This window comes from Massilia sp. LC238, assembly GCF_000735635.1.
GTDB lineage: Bacteria > Pseudomonadota > Gammaproteobacteria > Burkholderiales > Burkholderiaceae_D > Telluria > Telluria varians.
On record NZ_JNNN01000080.1, the window covers coordinates 162,154 to 178,470 of the forward strand.

The 16,317-nt window shown below is 51.7% G+C and carries 12 protein-coding genes; 4 read left to right on the forward strand and 8 right to left on the reverse strand.

Features of this window, described 5'->3' with window-relative positions:
• Positions 1-1,058 precede the first annotated feature (1,058 nt).
• Both FG94_RS24110 and FG94_RS24115 read left to right on the forward strand, forming a co-directional pair.
• Positions 1,059-1,958, forward strand: coding sequence for an OST-HTH/LOTUS domain-containing protein (locus FG94_RS24110; RefSeq protein WP_081926171.1), 900 nt, complete (start codon positions 1,059-1,061; stop codon positions 1,956-1,958).
• A gap of 52 nt (positions 1,959-2,010) precedes the next feature.
• A complete protein-coding gene (locus FG94_RS24115; protein ID WP_036216943.1) occupies positions 2,011-3,375 on the forward strand; it encodes a DUF6035 family protein in 1,365 nt (454 codons plus the stop codon).
• A gap of 39 nt (positions 3,376-3,414) precedes the next feature.
• Here the strand turns inward: FG94_RS24115 and FG94_RS26285 are convergent, their stop codons facing one another.
• On the reverse strand, positions 3,415-5,388 hold the full coding sequence (locus tag FG94_RS26285; RefSeq protein WP_081926172.1) for a PAS domain-containing sensor histidine kinase: 1,974 nt from the start codon (positions 5,386-5,388) through the stop codon (positions 3,415-3,417).
• A 316-nt stretch (positions 5,389-5,704) separates the two neighbouring features.
• On the opposite strand from FG94_RS26285, the gene FG94_RS26900 reads away from it, so the two are divergent.
• Positions 5,705-7,396 (forward strand): sensor domain-containing diguanylate cyclase, encoded by a 1,692-nt coding sequence (locus tag FG94_RS26900; protein ID WP_081926173.1) that lies wholly within the window; start codon positions 5,705-5,707, stop codon positions 7,394-7,396.
• A 54-nt stretch (positions 7,397-7,450) separates the two neighbouring features.
• On the opposite strand, the gene FG94_RS26905 is transcribed toward FG94_RS26900, so the two are convergent.
• The 6 genes from FG94_RS26905 to FG94_RS26920 all read right to left on the reverse strand — a co-directional run bounded on the left by FG94_RS26905 (position 7,451) and on the right by FG94_RS26920 (position 14,201).
• Complete coding sequence (locus FG94_RS26905; protein ID WP_081926174.1) at positions 7,451-8,257, reverse strand: cytochrome c; 807 nt, start codon at positions 8,255-8,257, stop codon at positions 7,451-7,453.
• Positions 8,257-9,873 (reverse strand): cbb3-type cytochrome c oxidase subunit I, encoded by a 1,617-nt coding sequence (locus tag FG94_RS24130; protein WP_036216945.1) that lies wholly within the window; start codon positions 9,871-9,873, stop codon positions 8,257-8,259. The genes FG94_RS26905 and FG94_RS24130 overlap by 1 nt, the downstream gene beginning before the upstream one ends.
• On the reverse strand, positions 9,860-10,447 hold the full coding sequence (locus tag FG94_RS26910) for a cytochrome C oxidase subunit II (protein WP_081926175.1): 588 nt from the start codon (positions 10,445-10,447) through the stop codon (positions 9,860-9,862). Before FG94_RS26910 ends, FG94_RS24130 begins: the two co-directional genes overlap by 14 nt.
• Before the next feature lie 176 nt (positions 10,448-10,623).
• The gene (locus tag FG94_RS24140) at positions 10,624-11,925 is read right to left on the reverse strand and encodes a cytochrome c (protein ID WP_036216949.1); all 1,302 of its coding nucleotides are present in this window, start codon (positions 11,923-11,925) and stop codon (positions 10,624-10,626) included.
• Between the two features lie 6 nt (positions 11,926-11,931).
• Entirely contained in the window at positions 11,932-12,654 is a 723-nt protein-coding gene (locus FG94_RS26915) for a c-type cytochrome (protein WP_081926176.1), read from the reverse strand.
• A 431-nt stretch (positions 12,655-13,085) separates the two neighbouring features.
• Positions 13,086-14,201: an ATP-binding protein gene (locus FG94_RS26920; RefSeq protein ID WP_081926177.1), complete on the reverse strand. Its 1,116-nt coding sequence runs from the start codon at positions 14,199-14,201 to the stop codon at positions 13,086-13,088.
• Positions 14,202-14,433: 232 nt separating this feature from the next.
• Between FG94_RS26920 and FG94_RS26290 the strand changes: the two genes are divergently transcribed.
• On the forward strand, positions 14,434-15,534 hold the full coding sequence (locus FG94_RS26290) for an SAVED domain-containing protein (protein WP_051997059.1): 1,101 nt from the start codon (positions 14,434-14,436) through the stop codon (positions 15,532-15,534).
• Positions 15,535-15,758: 224 nt separating this feature from the next.
• On the opposite strand, the gene FG94_RS28660 is transcribed toward FG94_RS26290, so the two are convergent.
• Complete coding sequence (locus FG94_RS28660) at positions 15,759-16,190, reverse strand: Mov34/MPN/PAD-1 family protein (RefSeq protein WP_081926178.1); 432 nt, start codon at positions 16,188-16,190, stop codon at positions 15,759-15,761.
• Positions 16,191-16,317 lie beyond the last annotated feature (127 nt).

A 16,317-nucleotide genomic window follows, 5' to 3' on the forward strand; every position in this document is an offset into this window, starting at 1 on the left:
TTACAGTCCAGAATAACGCCGAAATACCCAGTTGAGGCCAAAGGATGTCGTCTAACCCTACCAACAAAGAAAGTGGGTCTCTAGCGATTGAACCCAGCGGCGACACTGCTTGACTATCCGCAATGAACGGTAGTGGAAAACCGTAGGCGAGTACTGAGCAGTACACTGGAAGGTCCACGTTACTGCATACCGCCGTAACGCTCCCGGGAACAGCTAACGAGAAGTACGTTAAGGCAACTGTGGCAATGCACAGAACAAGAACAGCTCGAAGGAAGGAAACTATTCGACTCACAAGCATTTCCTCCGATGCTGAGCAGAAGCGTTACTTGCTAGCGCGCCGAGTGGGACACCGGTAGCGTACAAGGGGCGGGGCGCTTAGCTCATCCGTTAAAGTTCGTCCGTCGCGCGACAGACGAAAATGCGCTGCGTGGACCCTAGTTTCTCCCTCCCCAGATAACTCAGCAAGGAGTGCAAGCTGGCGTCCACGCTTGATGACTGCATGTACCGGCCCAGAGCTTTCGTAATAAGTAATTTTATTGCTACGAATTTCTAGTACCGAGTCGTTGAGAGCCCTACCGCAGTCGGCAACACGCATGTTCCACTCGCCATGGAATTCACGTGGTACTTTCGTTTGTGTCTGCGCCGCGACTTTGCTGCTGACGACGGTCATCAAGAGTAACGTGAACGCTAGCTTCATTGAGCCTCCGAATGGTAGCTGAGCAGGATTGTTCTCATCCTAGCTTATTCAGCGCAGAGTGCTTGGACGCTTCAGCGCTACAGCCAGTCGTTGATGCGAGCAAGTAAGCGGAGAAGTTTCGCCAGGCCAAATGTCTAATTGACCGGCTCGCTGCATGGTTCCCACAGCAACATTCTGGTGACGGTTTCCCAGGAGGGCAAATACTGAAGTGACGCACTAGCACGATAAACTGTAGTTGTAGCAGGCCAGTTGCTTTACTCAGCCAGGGGAACCCCGATATCCTACGGACATGTCTATAAGCCTAAGTGTGCCGTGTACTTAGTACCTGCGCTCAACCACATCTCCCACGAGTTAGCGAACCATGAGTAACTGCCAGAGTGAAGTAAGCCGAATTCAGGCAGATAAGCAATCTTCAGTACAGCGCCTACTAGGACTCTCCCTCCTACGTCTCCAAGAGTATGAAGCACTGCTCAAGCAGATGCTTTTGAAGGGGCATATCTCGGGACCTCCTGCTGAGATACCCGAACTACTACAGAAGAAGAGCTCTTCACTTCAAAAGAAGATGATGGGGGAGCTTGTTGGAAACCTGACCAAGACATTCTTCGCGGTAGAGAACGCGAGCGACCTGGAGAGGACGGTTCCCGAGCCGGCTAACAACATCGCATGGGTAGAAGCCCATGCGCAGATTGTCTTTTCTCAAGAACGTTATGCTGTAGTGAAGCCGGCCTTGGAACAGCTCGTTTCCTTGCGCAACGAGTTGGTGCACCATTTCATACACAAGTTCGACTTAAATAGTCTTGAAGGTTGCACCAAAGCTGAAAGCTTCCTGCAGCAGAGTCATGCAAACATTGAAGAGAACTTGACTCTCTTGCGCACTTGGAACCAAAGCCTAGAAGAGATACAGGCGAAACTAGTATCCCTGTTGAGTGAACGTGAGTTCAAAGATGTTCTGGATGGAATTCATCCAGATAAGACAGTAGATTGGTCAAGAGCGGGCATCGTTCAAGGACTTCGCGACGCGGAAGATTGTCTCGCTAATAACAGCTGGACTGACTTAAGCGCAGCAATTCTTTGGATGTCAGAGAACGCGCCGGAGCAACGACCTAAGCGATACGGTTGCAGCAGTTGGCGCCAAGTTATCCATGAGTCAGGTCAGTTCGAGGTGCGCAAGCAAGCGCCTGCCGGCTTATTAGTGAACACTGCAGCACATCAGGCAATGTCGTTGTGGTATCGCAGTCGCCGACGTCTGGACGCCCATTAAGACTGGGTTACTATCGCGTGAGCGAGCAATTTTCTTACCTCATCGCCCTTGCATGCTGCAGCAGCCTTCAATACCCCATCAAGTTGCGTCGTTAGCGGTAGAGCGACCAGAAATCCCTGAGGTTCTCAATCTTGAGACTGGTGAGTATCTAACGCTCCAACAGGCGGTCGACGCGGACTTCAGTGATGTTATCCGACTGCGCGCAGAAATCAAGCTAGCTCAGTTAAAGAGCGAGCCGCTGTTCGTTTGCTCGGAGTGCAGCGTTCCAGTCAACCTCCTCATGCATCCAAGCTCCCGCTGCTTCTACTTTAAGCACATCTTGGAGGACGGGCGCTGCTCTGCAGTAACTAGAGGAAATCTGACCCAGAAAGAAATCAACGCCAGAAAATACAACGGCGCCAAAGAAAGCCGGCTGCACCAACGGATGAAGCAGCTTCTAGTAAGCTCTCTCCAGGCTGACTCGTGCTTTCACGGAATCGAAACAGAGGAACGCTGGACTGACACAGTAAACGGCCAATGGCGCAAGCCTGATGTGCGAGCTATTTACACTGACACCCAGGGGACGCAAATACCAGTAGTGTTCGAGGTACAGCTGTCGACTACGTTCCTTGACGTCATTGTCGAGCGACGCGAGTTCTACCTGCGTAACGGTGGATTGCTGTTCTGGGTTTTTGCAGACTTTCCGGATATCGGCCGGCGCCTTACTCAGGACGATGTCTTCTACAACAATAATCAGAATGCGTTCATCGTGAGCGACGAGACAAGGATTGCGTCTGACGAACTGTCTGAACTCTGCATGACATGTGTCTGGAGCGAGCCGCGGGAAGGCGATGCCGAGAGCCCTTTGCGGCGGAAGACTGTCTCATTTCGAGATTTGACCTTGGACTTGACCAAGCAGCGCGCGTACTACTTCGACTTCGAGCAAGCTCGCAATGACCTACATAATGCAGCCACGTTCAACCTGACCAAACTTCGTGAGCAATTTGAGCACGCATGGACAAGTCCCGACAGGAACAGTTCAGAGAGCGTGAGGATTTGGCAGCAGTTCTACGTTGGTCTTCGTAAGTGCGGCGTGCGCTTACGCAAATTCTCCGGGCCTCCGCCAAGTGCTTTAATAGACGCTTTGTACTCAGCGAAGTATGGGGAAGTGGTAGGTTGGCGTTACAAGAAATTTATCGAGGTAGCCCATCGCATTGCGAGTGGTCACCCGACTTTCCTTCCCATCTTTCGTCGCGCACTTCTAGCATATGACCGTGGACCGCAACTCGAGGCAGAAGACCGAAGCCACCGATGGGCCGACCGAGTGAAGAAGTATCGAGCTGCCATGAGGGTGGGCGACGCTAAGTATGCGGAAGACACCCAGCATGACGAGACACTCATGGTCCTGTTCCCAGAGCTTTTCGAGCCACCTTTATGAGTTCTCCGTGCTCAAAAGAGGCACGTTCGCCGAAGCGGGTTAAACCGCAGGTAGCACCACCGTAAATTTGCTTCCAGTCCCAACCCCTAAGCTTACGGCTGTCACCTCACCGCCATGTAGGTGGACCATTGTCTTAACTAGAGCTAAGCCAATGCCTAGACCACCTTGCGAACGGTCTGGTGTTCGTTGAGCTTGCGTAAAGAGCTCGAAAACATGCGGCAATAGGTCTGGTCCGATACCGATACCGTTATCCACCACCTCGATGCAGGCGCGGTCGGCCTGACGTGACACGCGCAGTACGATTTCTCCTCTTTCGGGTGTGTACTTTGCAGCATTGTTCAGCAGGTTCGTGATGATTTGAACGAGGCGTGTCCGGTCTCCCAGGACAATCAAGTCAGAGGAGCTGTTCTCCACAGTTAGGGAATGATTCTTAGCTTGAATCAGCGGACGCGCTTGTTCAACTGCGCTACTTATGACAACCTTGATATCAACAGGTTGTTTTTCGATTTGTACTAGGCCGCGTGTTACACGCGATGCGTCAAGCAAATCGTCTACGAGGGCCGTCATGTGCTTGACCTGCCTCGCAATGACCTCACTAGCGCGCGTGACCTTAGGGTCCCCATGAGCGATTAACTTCAGCATCTCAGCGGCTGTAGATATAGGGGCAAGCGGATTGCGGAGCTCATGCGCCAACATCGCGAGAAACTCGTCTTTGCGCCGACTAGCATCACGTAACTCGATTTCGGCTTCATACCGCTCCGTAACATCAACGGTAACTCCACGAATCCCGGTTGGGTTACCACGCATGTCGTACCGAACCCGCCCGCGGCTATCCACCCAAATTTGTTGACCAGTGTCTGGACGGATGAAACGGATAGTGATTTGGTAGCTACCTTCACCTGCAACCGCCTGTTCATGCGCCTGGCGTGTGAGCTCACGGTCGTCTGGGTGTATATACTGACCAACTGCTCCCATTGTCTCTGGTGTAATGCCTAGTACACTCAAGGTATTGTCCGAGTATTTCAGGTGACCAGTAGCTAGGTCCCAGTCCCAAACCACCATTTTCGCTGCATCCAAACCGTCTCTTAGCCGTTCCTCACTTTCCTGTTTTGCGGCTTCAGCTTCGACTGCTTCAGTAACGTCGTACCCTTGCGCAAAGATACCGATTGTGTTCCCTTCTCCATCGCGATAGGGTTCGTACACCAGGTCAATGTACCTTTGAATCAACGGACCATTCGGCACGCGCTGTAGCGCGATTGGCATTTTGTTCGTACGCCAAGGTTGCCCGGTCGTGTACACACTATGGAGGAACTCTTCAAAACCTTGGCCGGCTACTTCAGGAAGAGCCTTCCACACTGTCTTGCCAATAATGTCGCGATGACCGACCAGCTGATAGTAAGCACTGTTTGCAAGCTCGAAGACGTGCTTGGGTCCCATTAGCACAGCTACGAACCCTGGCGCCTGGTCAAAGAGGCTACGAAGATGCTCACGTTCGTTGTTCAGGATTCTGGATAACGCCTCATGCATCTGAGCTTGATTGAACGCACCCGCTTCAGACTGGCTAAAAGGCTTACTTTTAAGGACAGGAGTATTTGTTGCTTTATCAAACTGGTACAGACTAGTTACATCGATGGCGTTTTGAAACAGGAAGATTGGCTTGCCGGTGTCGTCCATTACGGGCGTGTGCACAGTACTCCAGAGCCGCTCTTCGAATACTGCTCCTGTTTTAGTCTCAACCGGAACCGAATACCTCAGGAAAGGAGTTGTGTCAGCCTCGCACTTTGACAGAGCTCTTGCAATCGATGCCTTGACCTCTGCCATATTCGTCGAATCCGGGTCGGCAGGATTCGGAGGAAACGCATCGAAGAGGTACTGTCCCACAATCTCTTCTTCGGTACGTTTCACTGAACGAAGGTAAGTTCCACTGGCGCCAATGATTATGAGGTTCGTATCCATCACGAGATACGGATATGGCGAACAACGAAAAAGAGCTTTATAGACCGACAGGTTCATCAGTTGCGTGGCAGGATTGTTGAGCAGGCAGGCCAGCGACGTTAAGTCATCCGGAGGAAGGTAGCACTGTACACGAAGCTACGTGTAACACGCGCGTTTGTTAGCACGAAAGCGCTAGAATGTCACGTTGTAAGCTCGGCACCAACATCGTTGACCTCATCAGGCGAGCTAGCTGAGCCGCTTCTTGCTGGCAGGCTCGAGAAATCAAGATAATTTGATGAGCTGACAAATAACGGCATGCGAGAGCGTAAGTCGGCTATCTTAGCTTGTGCTAACGCTCAATGGTTAGCGCTAGAGTCAAACCTACAGGGCACGAATGCTAAAGCTGAATACCTGGACATTACGGTTTCGCATTACAGCACTAGTTGTTGTACTTAGCACTGTTTCTGCTTTTCTCGTTGCGCTCGCCAGTCTGAATCCAGTCGAATATCGGATGAAGGCAGTAGTTGGTAACGAAGTACAATCCCTTGTAGCCAGCGCAGCGAATTTGGTGGGGCGTGATATTCGAGCCAAAAGAGTCGTTCTCAAATCAATCGCTGAGCATTTGTCTCAGAATTTGAAAGATGGTCCAGGCTCAGTCGAAACATTTCTTCGAACGCATCGAGCGCTAAACGAAGAGTTCTTCAACGTTGTGATATTAAAACCTAATGGTGAGCTTATCGCTAACATGGAAGATGAGTACGGCATTGGAAGCACATTCGCAAACACCTATGATTTTTTCAAACAAACGGTAAGTAATCGAGCTAGCGTCGTTTCCGAACCATTTAATAGCCCAATGCATGGGGAACCAGCAGTTGTGATTACCCAGCCTGTCTTCGATGCACAAGGGCAAATGATTTTTGTCATAGTCGGAGGCATTGATTTACGCGACCCTCGACTGTTGAGCCAGCTTAACGCAGTCAAGCCAGGAAAAACAGGTTACTTTTTTATATTAGATGCTAAAGGAAACATTCTACAGCACCCTAATAAGAAAAGGATTCTTGCAAATGTTTTTGCAGAGCCGGGTGGACCGACTCCAACCACTGCAGCGGCACTCAGAGGTTTCGAAGGATGGCGTGAAGGAACTTCTAAAGACGGGCGCCGGGCCATTATCGCGTACAAGCGCATTAATGAAGTTAACTGGATTATGGGCAGTGTATACCCCACAGCAGAGGCTTTTGCTGGGCTATCGGAAGCACGAGCAAACATATGGTTGGCATCCGCTGTCGTTGCTACAGCAGCTACTATCCTTGGTCTTCTGGCAGCCCAGCGCTTCCTAACTCCCCTTACGCAACTTAGGCAGAACGTGGGACGCATCACAGAGGGCAGTGCTGAGATAGACGTACTAGATATTGCTCGCAAGGATGAGGTTGGCGACCTTAGCAGAGCATTTTTCGCGTTGTCGCAGCAACGAGCAACGGCCGAGGGGAAACTTTCCGAGCTTGCGCTTACCGACCCACTGACCGGCATCGGCAACCGACGTAAGTTTGAGATGGTCACCGCTAAGTCTCTGTCAGCCAGTGAGCGGAGTTCCCAGCCGTTGATGTTAGCCTATCTAGATGTCGATAACTTCAAACAAATCAATGATAAGTATGGACACGGCATTGGAGACCAAGTGCTCATTGAGTTCGCTAAGCGGCTTACAACTGCAGTGAGAGCTTCGGATACCGTAGTCCGTCTTGCGGGCGATGAGTTTGTAATTCTGTACGACACAATGGCCGAGGGAGCAAGGTCGGCGGACTTTGCAAACCGTGTTTTGGAAAATATTCGACTACCATTCGAGGTCGGCGACGCAGTACTAAGCGTGACCACTAGCATTGGATTAGCGTTTCACGCTGGTGGCGCAACTACGATATCAGACCTACTGCGTCTTGCTGACGAGGCGCTCTACATTGCGAAGCGTAATGGCCGCAATACATTCGCCGTTCGAAGCACATCCGGGAACCTTCCCATCCATAAGCAAGTGCCCAGGCTAAGTGAAGTAGATGAGTCCGTCAGGTCGGAGACAATCCGCTTTATCAAGAGATAGATGAGGTTGGCGTAATCGCATCACGCCGATAAGCTCCAGTGGGTGTCACTGGTCTTAGTGTCCTGCAACGGCAGCCTTCCTTGCATAAAACGTAGAGACTTCATCAATCTCTTGTGCGGTCATGAGTCGGGCGACGTTTCGCATCTGCTGCTGTGGGTCATTGCGACGATGTCCCTGCTTGAAGGCTTCTAACTGTACAACAAGATACTGTTTCGGCATCCCTTCAAGCCACGGCGCTCCAAGCTTCTGGTCAGTGCCACCATGGCATGAGATGCATGGGGCGATGTTACGCATTGGGTCTCCAACTCGAACCAGAGCAGGCAGCGACTCATCGTAAGTAGTCGGTGCCGTTCTCGCTTTGGGCAAGCTCGCGTAGTAAGCTCCTAGGTCAGCAATGTCCTGGTCGCTAAGTCCTTTTGCCAGAGCGACCATGAGCGTATGCTGCCTATGTCCATTTTTGTAGTCGAGAAGTTGCTTTTGCACGACCTCTGGATATTGTCCAGCCAAATTAGGTGCGTCAGACCTGCTCATGCCCTGGGCGCCATGGCACATTGTGCAGCTCAACGCGAGCGTCGCGCCCCGGCCAATTGACGCAGAAGAAGTTTGCTTTGCCATTGCTGGAACCAGTACAACATTCGTAGAGACGACGGCTTCCTTCTGATTCCCTTCTTCAATCCATTTGCTCGGCACACCTGCTGCGCGGCAGATACTGTCCCAGAGCCCCTGCGCCCGGAAGTCAGCCTGGGCTGATGGCAACCAACCAAAACCGATGAGTATAGATAGGACCGTAACGACCACCAAGGCTACAACGCTTACCCAGGTCCATCGATTCGACCGAGAAAAGAAGCCGTGTTCCCGCATCACCGTTCTCCAACTGGAATGATTGGTACCGAAGCGTCTGGCATGAGGGCCAGCTGTACGATAGGGTATCCGTAGTTGACTACTGTAAGAGCAATCATCATCGCAACCCATAAGCCCATCTTGTTGAGTACAGCAGGAGGCCTTGTAGGATGAACTGGCTTAGCGAATACAAACTCCGGAACAGTGGCAGCCTGCGGCTTAGCGCGCGCGAGTATGAACAAGAACATGGCCGCGGAGATGACGAGGAGTAGGCCTCCGAAGGTTGAGATTGTCACGGTTATAGCTTGGGGCTCCAACGCAGGGTGCGTGTAGTCGTAATAAGCCATCCTGCGTGGCGCGCCATAGAGGCCGACGAGGTGCCAGGGCATCGTGAGAATCATCATGCCGATGAACCAGAGCCATAGCTGTGTTCTGATGAGTTTTGTTGGCAGCGGGTTTGAAGAGCGCAACTGGGGCCAGAGTTCGTACGCCACCATGAAGTACATGATTACGATAGCTCCGCCAAAAATCAGGTGGAAGTGGCCCGTCACCCACTGGGTATTGTGGATGGATTCATTGAGTTGATAGCTCATGTTGATGATGCCGCCGGCGCCACCGAAGCCAAGCATGATGAACGCGAAGGTCACTGCGAGCATCATCGGGTTATCCCAAGGGAGAGCCTTCACCCAGCCAAACGGGCCTTTACCTCCGCGCAGACGTCCAACTACCTCTGCAGACGCCACAATTGTGAAGACCGTGAGAAGTGTGGGTATCGACACCATAGCGGTCATCGCCGCGTGCACGAACTTGAAGCCGGCGCCAACTTGCGGGTCAGCGAAAAGATGGTGGATACCGATAGGCATCGAGAACACCAGGAAGAGCGCGAAGGCGACGCGCCCCATCGTATCGCTGTAGAGCCGACCACCGATTGCTCTGGGAAAGAGTGTATAGAAAGCGATGTACGCAGGCATGAGCCAGAAGTACACGATAGCGTGTAGTGTCCAGGAGAAGAACACACGAGCCAGGCCAGCGTTAATAGTGTCAGTAAATCCGAGCGATGCCGGCAGGATTAGGACCAGAATTTCAATCGCGGCGCCAACCGACGTCCACGCCCAGAGATACGCGCCTGCCACGTTACCGTACATGGCCAACGGCACAGTAGCGTCAGGATTCGCTTTCTTCCAGGCATACAGGTTCACTGACATTAGCGCGACCCAAATCCATGAGCCGACAACCACCAAGACGACGCCTAGGTAGTAGAACGAGCTACCAATCATCGGCGGATAAAAGGTGTACAGGATTGACGACTTGCCCAACGCGGTCGTTGTCGCTGCCATCAAGGTACCAGCAATAACCAGCCAGAAGCCCGCCCATGCCCAACGCAGACCAATCAACGGCCGCTTCAGGGCGAGCTCGCTTATCGCGTAGCCAAAGCCCATCGCAACTAGGGTCGGCAAGACGTAACCCATAACAGTGCCATGTCCGGTTACAGAGCGGTAGTAGTACTCCGGATTGTTCACCCAAGGGGACAGCGGACTACGAACGTACATCTGCCACTCGCCCAAGAGCACAGCCGCAAAAAAGGCGATGAACGCGACCCAGAAATGCGCTAACACTAGTCTCTTAGCGAGGTACACAGCTCAACCTTTCTGCCGACTTTGCTTTGGCGAAGAACTCTTCAGGAGAAATAACTTGAACTTTGGCCCACATAGCTTCATGCCCGGTACCACAGTACTCATGGCAGGGCATCAACTGTTCGCCTACTTTGGGAAACGAAGTGGTGAAGGTTGATACAAAGCCTGGTATTAGCATCGTGTTTGCATTGGTCTGCCCTACGACGAAGCCATGGATTGCGTCTGTACTCGTACCGCGGAAGGTGACCTTAATTCCTGCTGGAACGACAATGCACTGGGGTGCAAAGGAGTACTGCTGCGCAATGAGCCTGACGATGACACGTCCGTCCTTCTCAATGGAGGTGCCTAGGTTGTTCTCGACGAATTCACCCTTCAAATGAAGAGTTTTCACATCAACTGTCTCTACACGTGAAGGGGGCATTGAAGCCCAATGAACGCCCGTGAACACCATCATTGCTATGAGCGACCCAATGATTAGCAGAACGATGATGGCCCAGCGATGTTCTGCTGCGTTAGCAACAGCTTCAGACACGTGATGCTTATCACCGTGCGGGTCAGTCGGATTGGATGGCGTCATTGCACTGTGCCCCGGGGTAGATACACAACGAAGTAGAAGATGAAGAACATCGCGACGACTAAGGCTGTCGCAACTCCCGCAACTGCGAAGGCGCCAGAGGGGCCGCGACTAACAATCTCATCAATTCTCTTCTCTAGCTCGAGGTCGTTCTCTTCGGATGTAGGCATGATTGTTCCTCATTCGGGGAGCAAAGTACGCAATTCATTTACCTGCTTCGCATTCACGGGGGTACCGCTGTTACCCCAGGCAACACGGATATACGTTGTCACGGCCGCGACTTCTTCGTCGTTCAAAATATGAGAAAACGGCGGCATGCCATGTGGGCGGGGGTTCTTCTTCGTGCCTGGCGGGTAGCCCCCGTTTAGGACCATACGAATTGCGTTGACGGGGGACTCCATCGTGATGGACTGGTTGTTCGCCAGCAGCGGGTAGTGAGGAGGCTGGCCGCGCCCTTCGTCACCATGGCACATCGCACATTGGGCTACATACACCTTCCTACCCAACTCCATGGTCTCAGGATTGACAAGGCGTGCTTGACTTGTTGGAGGTGGCGAGTTGTCCTTCTGAGGTAGCGATTTCAAGTACACCGCCATTGCTTTCGCATCCTCATCCGTCATGTACTGAAGACTGTTGAAGACGACCTCGGCCATCGGGCCATAGACGGTACCACGGTGAGAAACCCCAGCTTGTAAAAGGTCAGTAATCTCTTTGATGGACCAGTTGCCGAGACCTGCCTCTCTATTGGAGGTGAGGGAAGGGGCATACCAGTTCTGGTTCGGAATCATACCGCCTTCAAACGCCTTCGCCTCCGACGAGCCACCAAGAGCATTCACGGCGGTATGGCACATCGAACAGTGACCAAGCCCCTTAACTAGATAGGCGCCACGGTTCCACTCGACAGTCTGCTTGGGGTCTGGCTTGAACTCTTCTTCTTTGAAGTACAGGCTACGCCAACCGATAAGGAGGTCACGGTTGTTGTAAGGGAAGCGAAGTTCGTGTTCGCGGTTCTTCTTCTTAACTGGATTGATTGACATCAGATACGCATAGATGGCATCCGAGTCTTCTCGTGTGACCTGCGTATAGGAAGGATATGGCATGGCAGGGTACATAAGCTCGCCGCTACGCGTAACCCCTTGGTGCATCATTCGATAAAACTCGTCGGCGGTGTAGAGGCCAATACCTGTCTCATCGTCAGGTGTAATGTTAGGAACGTAGAGTGCTCCGAACGGTGTGGGCATCGCTCTACCGCCGGCGAAAGGGGCGCCGTTGGGCTCGGTGTGACACGCGATGCAATCTCCGAGTCGAGCTAAGTACTCGCCTTTGTTGATGAGCTGAGTAGAGGCATCAAGCTGAGCCGCAGCATTGTTAGCCGTAGCCTTGTTTTCAGGCAGGGTGCCAGGTCGAAGGAAGTAGAGGGCACCGGCCGCTGAGAGGCCAATAGCGCCTACTATGAGAGCGATTCGAGCACTTTTACGCATAGACACCTACCGTTGGCTGCCACAAGCAAATGGCATTCGAACTAAGTTAGAGGGTTCCGGTGACGCGGCTGTCGGAGGCGTTTGGTATGCCAGGTAAGCCGAGACAGCGGCGATGTCCTCATCGGTAAGCCTGTTCGCAATACGCTTCATGCAGTCAGGGTCTGCAGCCTTGCGCTCTCCAACTTTCCACCGAGTCAGCTGGCCGGCAATATAGGCTGACCGCAAGCCAGCCAAACCGGGGATGCCTGGCTCCATCCCCATAAGGCTTTTTCCATGACATGCAACGCATGCAGGAATGCCTTTGCTAGCATCACCATTGACTACTAATGCCTGCCCCCGGTCGAAGGCCGTCTTCCCAATAGTGGGACGTTCCTGAGGAGGATAAGGAGGCCGTTGAGCTGCAAAATGCTCAGCCATTTCCTTGAGATAAGCATCCGGAAGATACATCACCAGATAGTTCATCGGTGGATAGTGGCGAGTGCCGTTACGGAACGCGATGAGTTGGTTGTAGAGATATCCAGCCGGCTTGCCAGCAATACGCGGAAAGTATCCGTTCCCGGTACCTTGGCCCTGTTGACCGTGACAGGTCACACAACCTTGCACACGTGCTTCGATTGAGTCGAGCTTCTTAAACGCAGGGATAGCATCAGACCCAGGTGTTTGTGCCTGTACAGCTAACGCTGTGCTTAAGAAAATTACTCCAATACAGCTCTTCGCAACAAATTCCATAAATATGCTCGCAGTCTCGCACTAGAACCGGGTTCATGTGCCGAATATCTTTTCCCAATTTGACGATTTCGACGACTCGTCTAAGAGGGCATAGAGAAAGTGATGCAATATCGTTACGTCTGTCGATGTAAGTATATCAAGGCTTAACTAGCGCACGATTGGCTGGTCAACAGCGGTGCGAATCGATGATGAGAGAAGTGGAACAATTATTTCAACAGTGCAAGAATCGTTCCCGGATTTGGCACCGATAGCGGCTTGGTAACTTTAAAATACACGGTTAGAAGTTAGCAGCGCTGAAGATGCAGGTAATTAAAACGGCGCAGCGATACAATTCTGCGGGTTTTGAACCGAGAAAAATAAATCCGTGGTATTGAGTGAATTTCGAAGGATATAAGCCTTCTCGGAGATTAGTGTGGCTACTCAACCACAAACTAAGTTTCGTGAGCGCGGCAGTCCAAAGGCATGGTGATTCTAAAGGTAGTCCCATTTTCTGGCGTACTCACTACCGAAACATTTCCGCCATGGCTTTCCGTAACTAATCGAACGAATGGAAGACCTAGGCCCCATCCTCTTACGTTGACTTCCTCGAAACGATGGAATGTGCTGAAAAGAAGATGCCGGTCTTCGGCCGGAACAGGAGTGCCTTCATTATGAACTTCTATAACAACCCCTTCATCGCCGCTTCCAATAAGCACACTTATTGGTGTATTCGGTTGGCCATATTTCTGTGCATTTGAAATTAAATTCTCAAAAACGCGCTTTATTGAGGTGCTGCACCAATATCCCACTACAGGGGCGCCGTTAATTATAATGGGCCTATTTGGCATTATCATGTCATCGCAGACTTCGTTTGCTAGAGCCATCATGTCAAACTGAACTATTCTCAAGCGTAACTTTTTACGTCCTTTGAGAAATGCTGCGTCCAGCAATGTTTGAATCATCGCGTCTAATTCAGCTAGCTTTTTCCGGATGCGCTGAGCGTATTCCGTTACGGATGAGTTATCAGATTTTTTCTCAATCAACTGAGCAGATACGTTTGCGATATTCAAAGGGTTCCTGAGGTCATGCGAGAGTGATGTAATGAAAGTCTCGGCAATTTCCTTCTGGGCTACGAAAAAGCAATTTATCGCGTCTAGTGTTGCCGCGTCAAATGAACGGCAAATAATAGAACGATGACGGGAATCGAGAGTTATGTTATAGAGCTCTGCTGTCTCAAATAGAGCTTGACGAAGTAACTGGATTTCTTTGACGACGTCGCTGGGGCCATATTGAGTTAAAGTTGCGCGCTCACGTCCATGCTGGAAACTTGAGCCGTGCCCAGGTGATGAGGCCGTATACGGTGAATCGTTTATAAGCGCAAGTGCTATGTCGTCGTAAAATCTAATTAGCCCGTTGACTAGAGCTTGACTATCAAGGTCTTTAGTTTCAAGAATTGCTGCTCTAATAGAAAGTTCCCATCGACTGAATACCGAATCCCGCAAATTTCGTATCCGTTCAGCTACGTTCTTTGGCTGAGGCGCTGTATCTATGCTATCTGGGGTAACCATGCAAGAGCTCCAAACATTGCAGTTCGAACACAGATAAACAAGCTTACCAACAAGTAAAAAGAATAGTACGCCTATTGTACTAAGAGGTAACGTTTTCTTTATAGAACTTTTTGACTTTACTAAAGAGGAAACTATGAACTAGCCGCACTTCCCTCTTGAAACTAAAATTACTGATTGTCAAGATTCCTAAAACACGGCAGAGTTACAACTTCATTACCTGACCAGAGAAGAGATGCTTCAGTTATTCTACAAAGTTGTCGACCGTGGGATAGAGTGGATTTTTCGCCCCCGTTCGCTAGGCCTACAGTTGCTCAAGTACGGAGCGCTCATCCTCATCACTACGCTCGGCGCCGACATCGTTTTTGGAGCGGAGTATCAAAGCCCTGACTCGTCAGTCAAGGTGCACGTGGGCACTTCAGGAGGGCTGCCATCTTTGGCTGTCAACGGCGCTTACGCTATAGGTGCTTTTCTCGTTTTTCTCGGAAGCGGTCTGCTCATACGCGAACTTGCCCGAGACATCAAGAAGGAGCGGCGTCAACTATTAATTGTGGTCGAGCTCAAGGGGCTCTACGGCGCTCCTGATACGCCTGCGAAGAATGCCATCATGCGCGACTTCCTGGGACAGCGGCAGTCCATAGTTCTTGATTTCCGTCCACAGCGGAACGGAGAGCTAGTTGATAGGCATCTAGTTGCGCAGAAGCTCAATGGTTTGATGACAACCATTGAGGCACTCTCAGCTGGTAGGGACTCTGCGGACGTGTTTTTAGCAATCGGTGGGCTAGCTGCCGTACCTTCGCTATTTGCGGCCGGTGTGCTGATGGATGATGCGGCCAACGTAGAAATCTTCGACTGGAACCGAAACCTAAAAGCTTGGGGTCTGCCCAAAGGGCTTGATGACGGCAAGCGCCTATGTGCGTTCGATATGTCGAGCCTGCCCGTGTCGATAGGCGAAGTTGTCTTGGTCGTAGCGTGTTCTTACCATGTAGATGGAGGGGATTTGGCCGAAACCTTCCCCCGGTATCCGGTAGTACGCTTGGATGCAGAAGAGCACCTGGCTGACCGCTTTTGGTCAGAGGAGAAGCAAGCAGCTTTCGTAACTGCGTTTAGGGACGCCGTACAGCAGTTGATGAATGTAGGGGCGAAGCGCATTCACCTCGTCCTTGCCGCTCCAGCAAGTCTAGCGATACGCATGGGAATGGCGTATGACCGACGACTACATCCTAACCTTATCGTCTACCAATATGAGCGTTCACTAGAGCCGGCTTACCCTTGGGGCTTAGCTATCCCATCTGATGGTCAACAGCAAATTTCGGTAGTCGAGGCAGGCAGGTAGTCGGTGCCGAAGACAATAGGCTCCAGGTGTTGTTTGCAGCTTATGCAGGCGAGTCCGACATTGCACTGTCCAGGATGTGGTAGCTGGATTTCGGCTACCAATCAAGAAGCGGGCATCGCTTGGTACACGCTACACATCCGCTTGAAGCTGAGTCTTCCCTCAATACTCCATAGACACCGAGAACGCCCAATGGCATACCCTACGTCATCTTCTGAAATAGCGTATTAAACACGCGGCAGTTCTCTGATGGCCCCGCTTTGGCTTTTCGTCCAGACTCGGATGCAGTCGGTTCCGACGATAGGAAAGTACAGGCGGTCACCATGGTAGACATGGTTTGCAACAGCATCCTCCCAGTCATGACGGTCCACACTGCTAGGCAAAGGGTCTTTCTCCGGGTGAGTGTGCCAGAGCCCAAGGTAAGCAAGAGTAGAGTTCGATAGCTTCCACTTTTCCTGCGCCAACTGATGATGGTTTGATGACCGGAAGAACGCAAACCGCGAGCGCCTATCTCTGCACTGTGGAGTGGTCACCTCGTCAACGACCACATCGTTTGACTCCAGCAAATAGCGACCGAGCAGGACACCGCCGGCTTCCCGTTGGTACCAAGAGCGCTGAGCAAAAGCGAGCATCTGAGCAACCGCTTCAGCAGTGAAGATGTAAGCGTCATCCCAGCACCGTCTTGAGCACCGGTAGCAAAAACGAGATGATGCTTGCTACACCGCTGGGAAGCGGAGTTCAGCCGGCCAGCTTGGCGGCACAGTTCCAGGGCAGGAAGTCGTCGAC

What these genes read in the sequence shown, in the direction of transcription:
- FG94_RS26905 (WP_081926174.1), bottom strand. Translation starts at nt 8,257, where the DNA reads ATGCGGGAACACGGCTTCTTTTCTCGGTCGAATCGATGGACCTGGGTA.
- FG94_RS26910 (WP_081926175.1), bottom strand. Translation starts at nt 10,447, where the DNA reads ATGACGCCATCCAATCCGACTGACCCGCACGGTGATAAGCATCACGTG.
- FG94_RS24140 (WP_036216949.1), bottom strand. Translation starts at nt 11,925, where the DNA reads ATGCGTAAAAGTGCTCGAATCGCTCTCATAGTAGGCGCTATTGGCCTC.
- FG94_RS26290 (WP_051997059.1), top strand. Translation starts at nt 14,434, where the DNA reads ATGCTTCAGTTATTCTACAAAGTTGTCGACCGTGGGATAGAGTGGATT.
- FG94_RS26900 (WP_081926173.1), top strand. Translation starts at nt 5,705, where the DNA reads ATGCTAAAGCTGAATACCTGGACATTACGGTTTCGCATTACAGCACTA.
- FG94_RS24115 (WP_036216943.1), top strand. Translation starts at nt 2,011, where the DNA reads ATGCTGCAGCAGCCTTCAATACCCCATCAAGTTGCGTCGTTAGCGGTA.
- FG94_RS26915 (WP_081926176.1), bottom strand. Translation starts at nt 12,654, where the DNA reads ATGGAATTTGTTGCGAAGAGCTGTATTGGAGTAATTTTCTTAAGCACA.
- FG94_RS24110 (WP_081926171.1), top strand. Translation starts at nt 1,059, where the DNA reads ATGAGTAACTGCCAGAGTGAAGTAAGCCGAATTCAGGCAGATAAGCAA.
- FG94_RS26920 (WP_081926177.1), bottom strand. Translation starts at nt 14,201, where the DNA reads ATGGTTACCCCAGATAGCATAGATACAGCGCCTCAGCCAAAGAACGTA.
- FG94_RS26285 (WP_081926172.1), bottom strand. Translation starts at nt 5,388, where the DNA reads ATGAACCTGTCGGTCTATAAAGCTCTTTTTCGTTGTTCGCCATATCCG.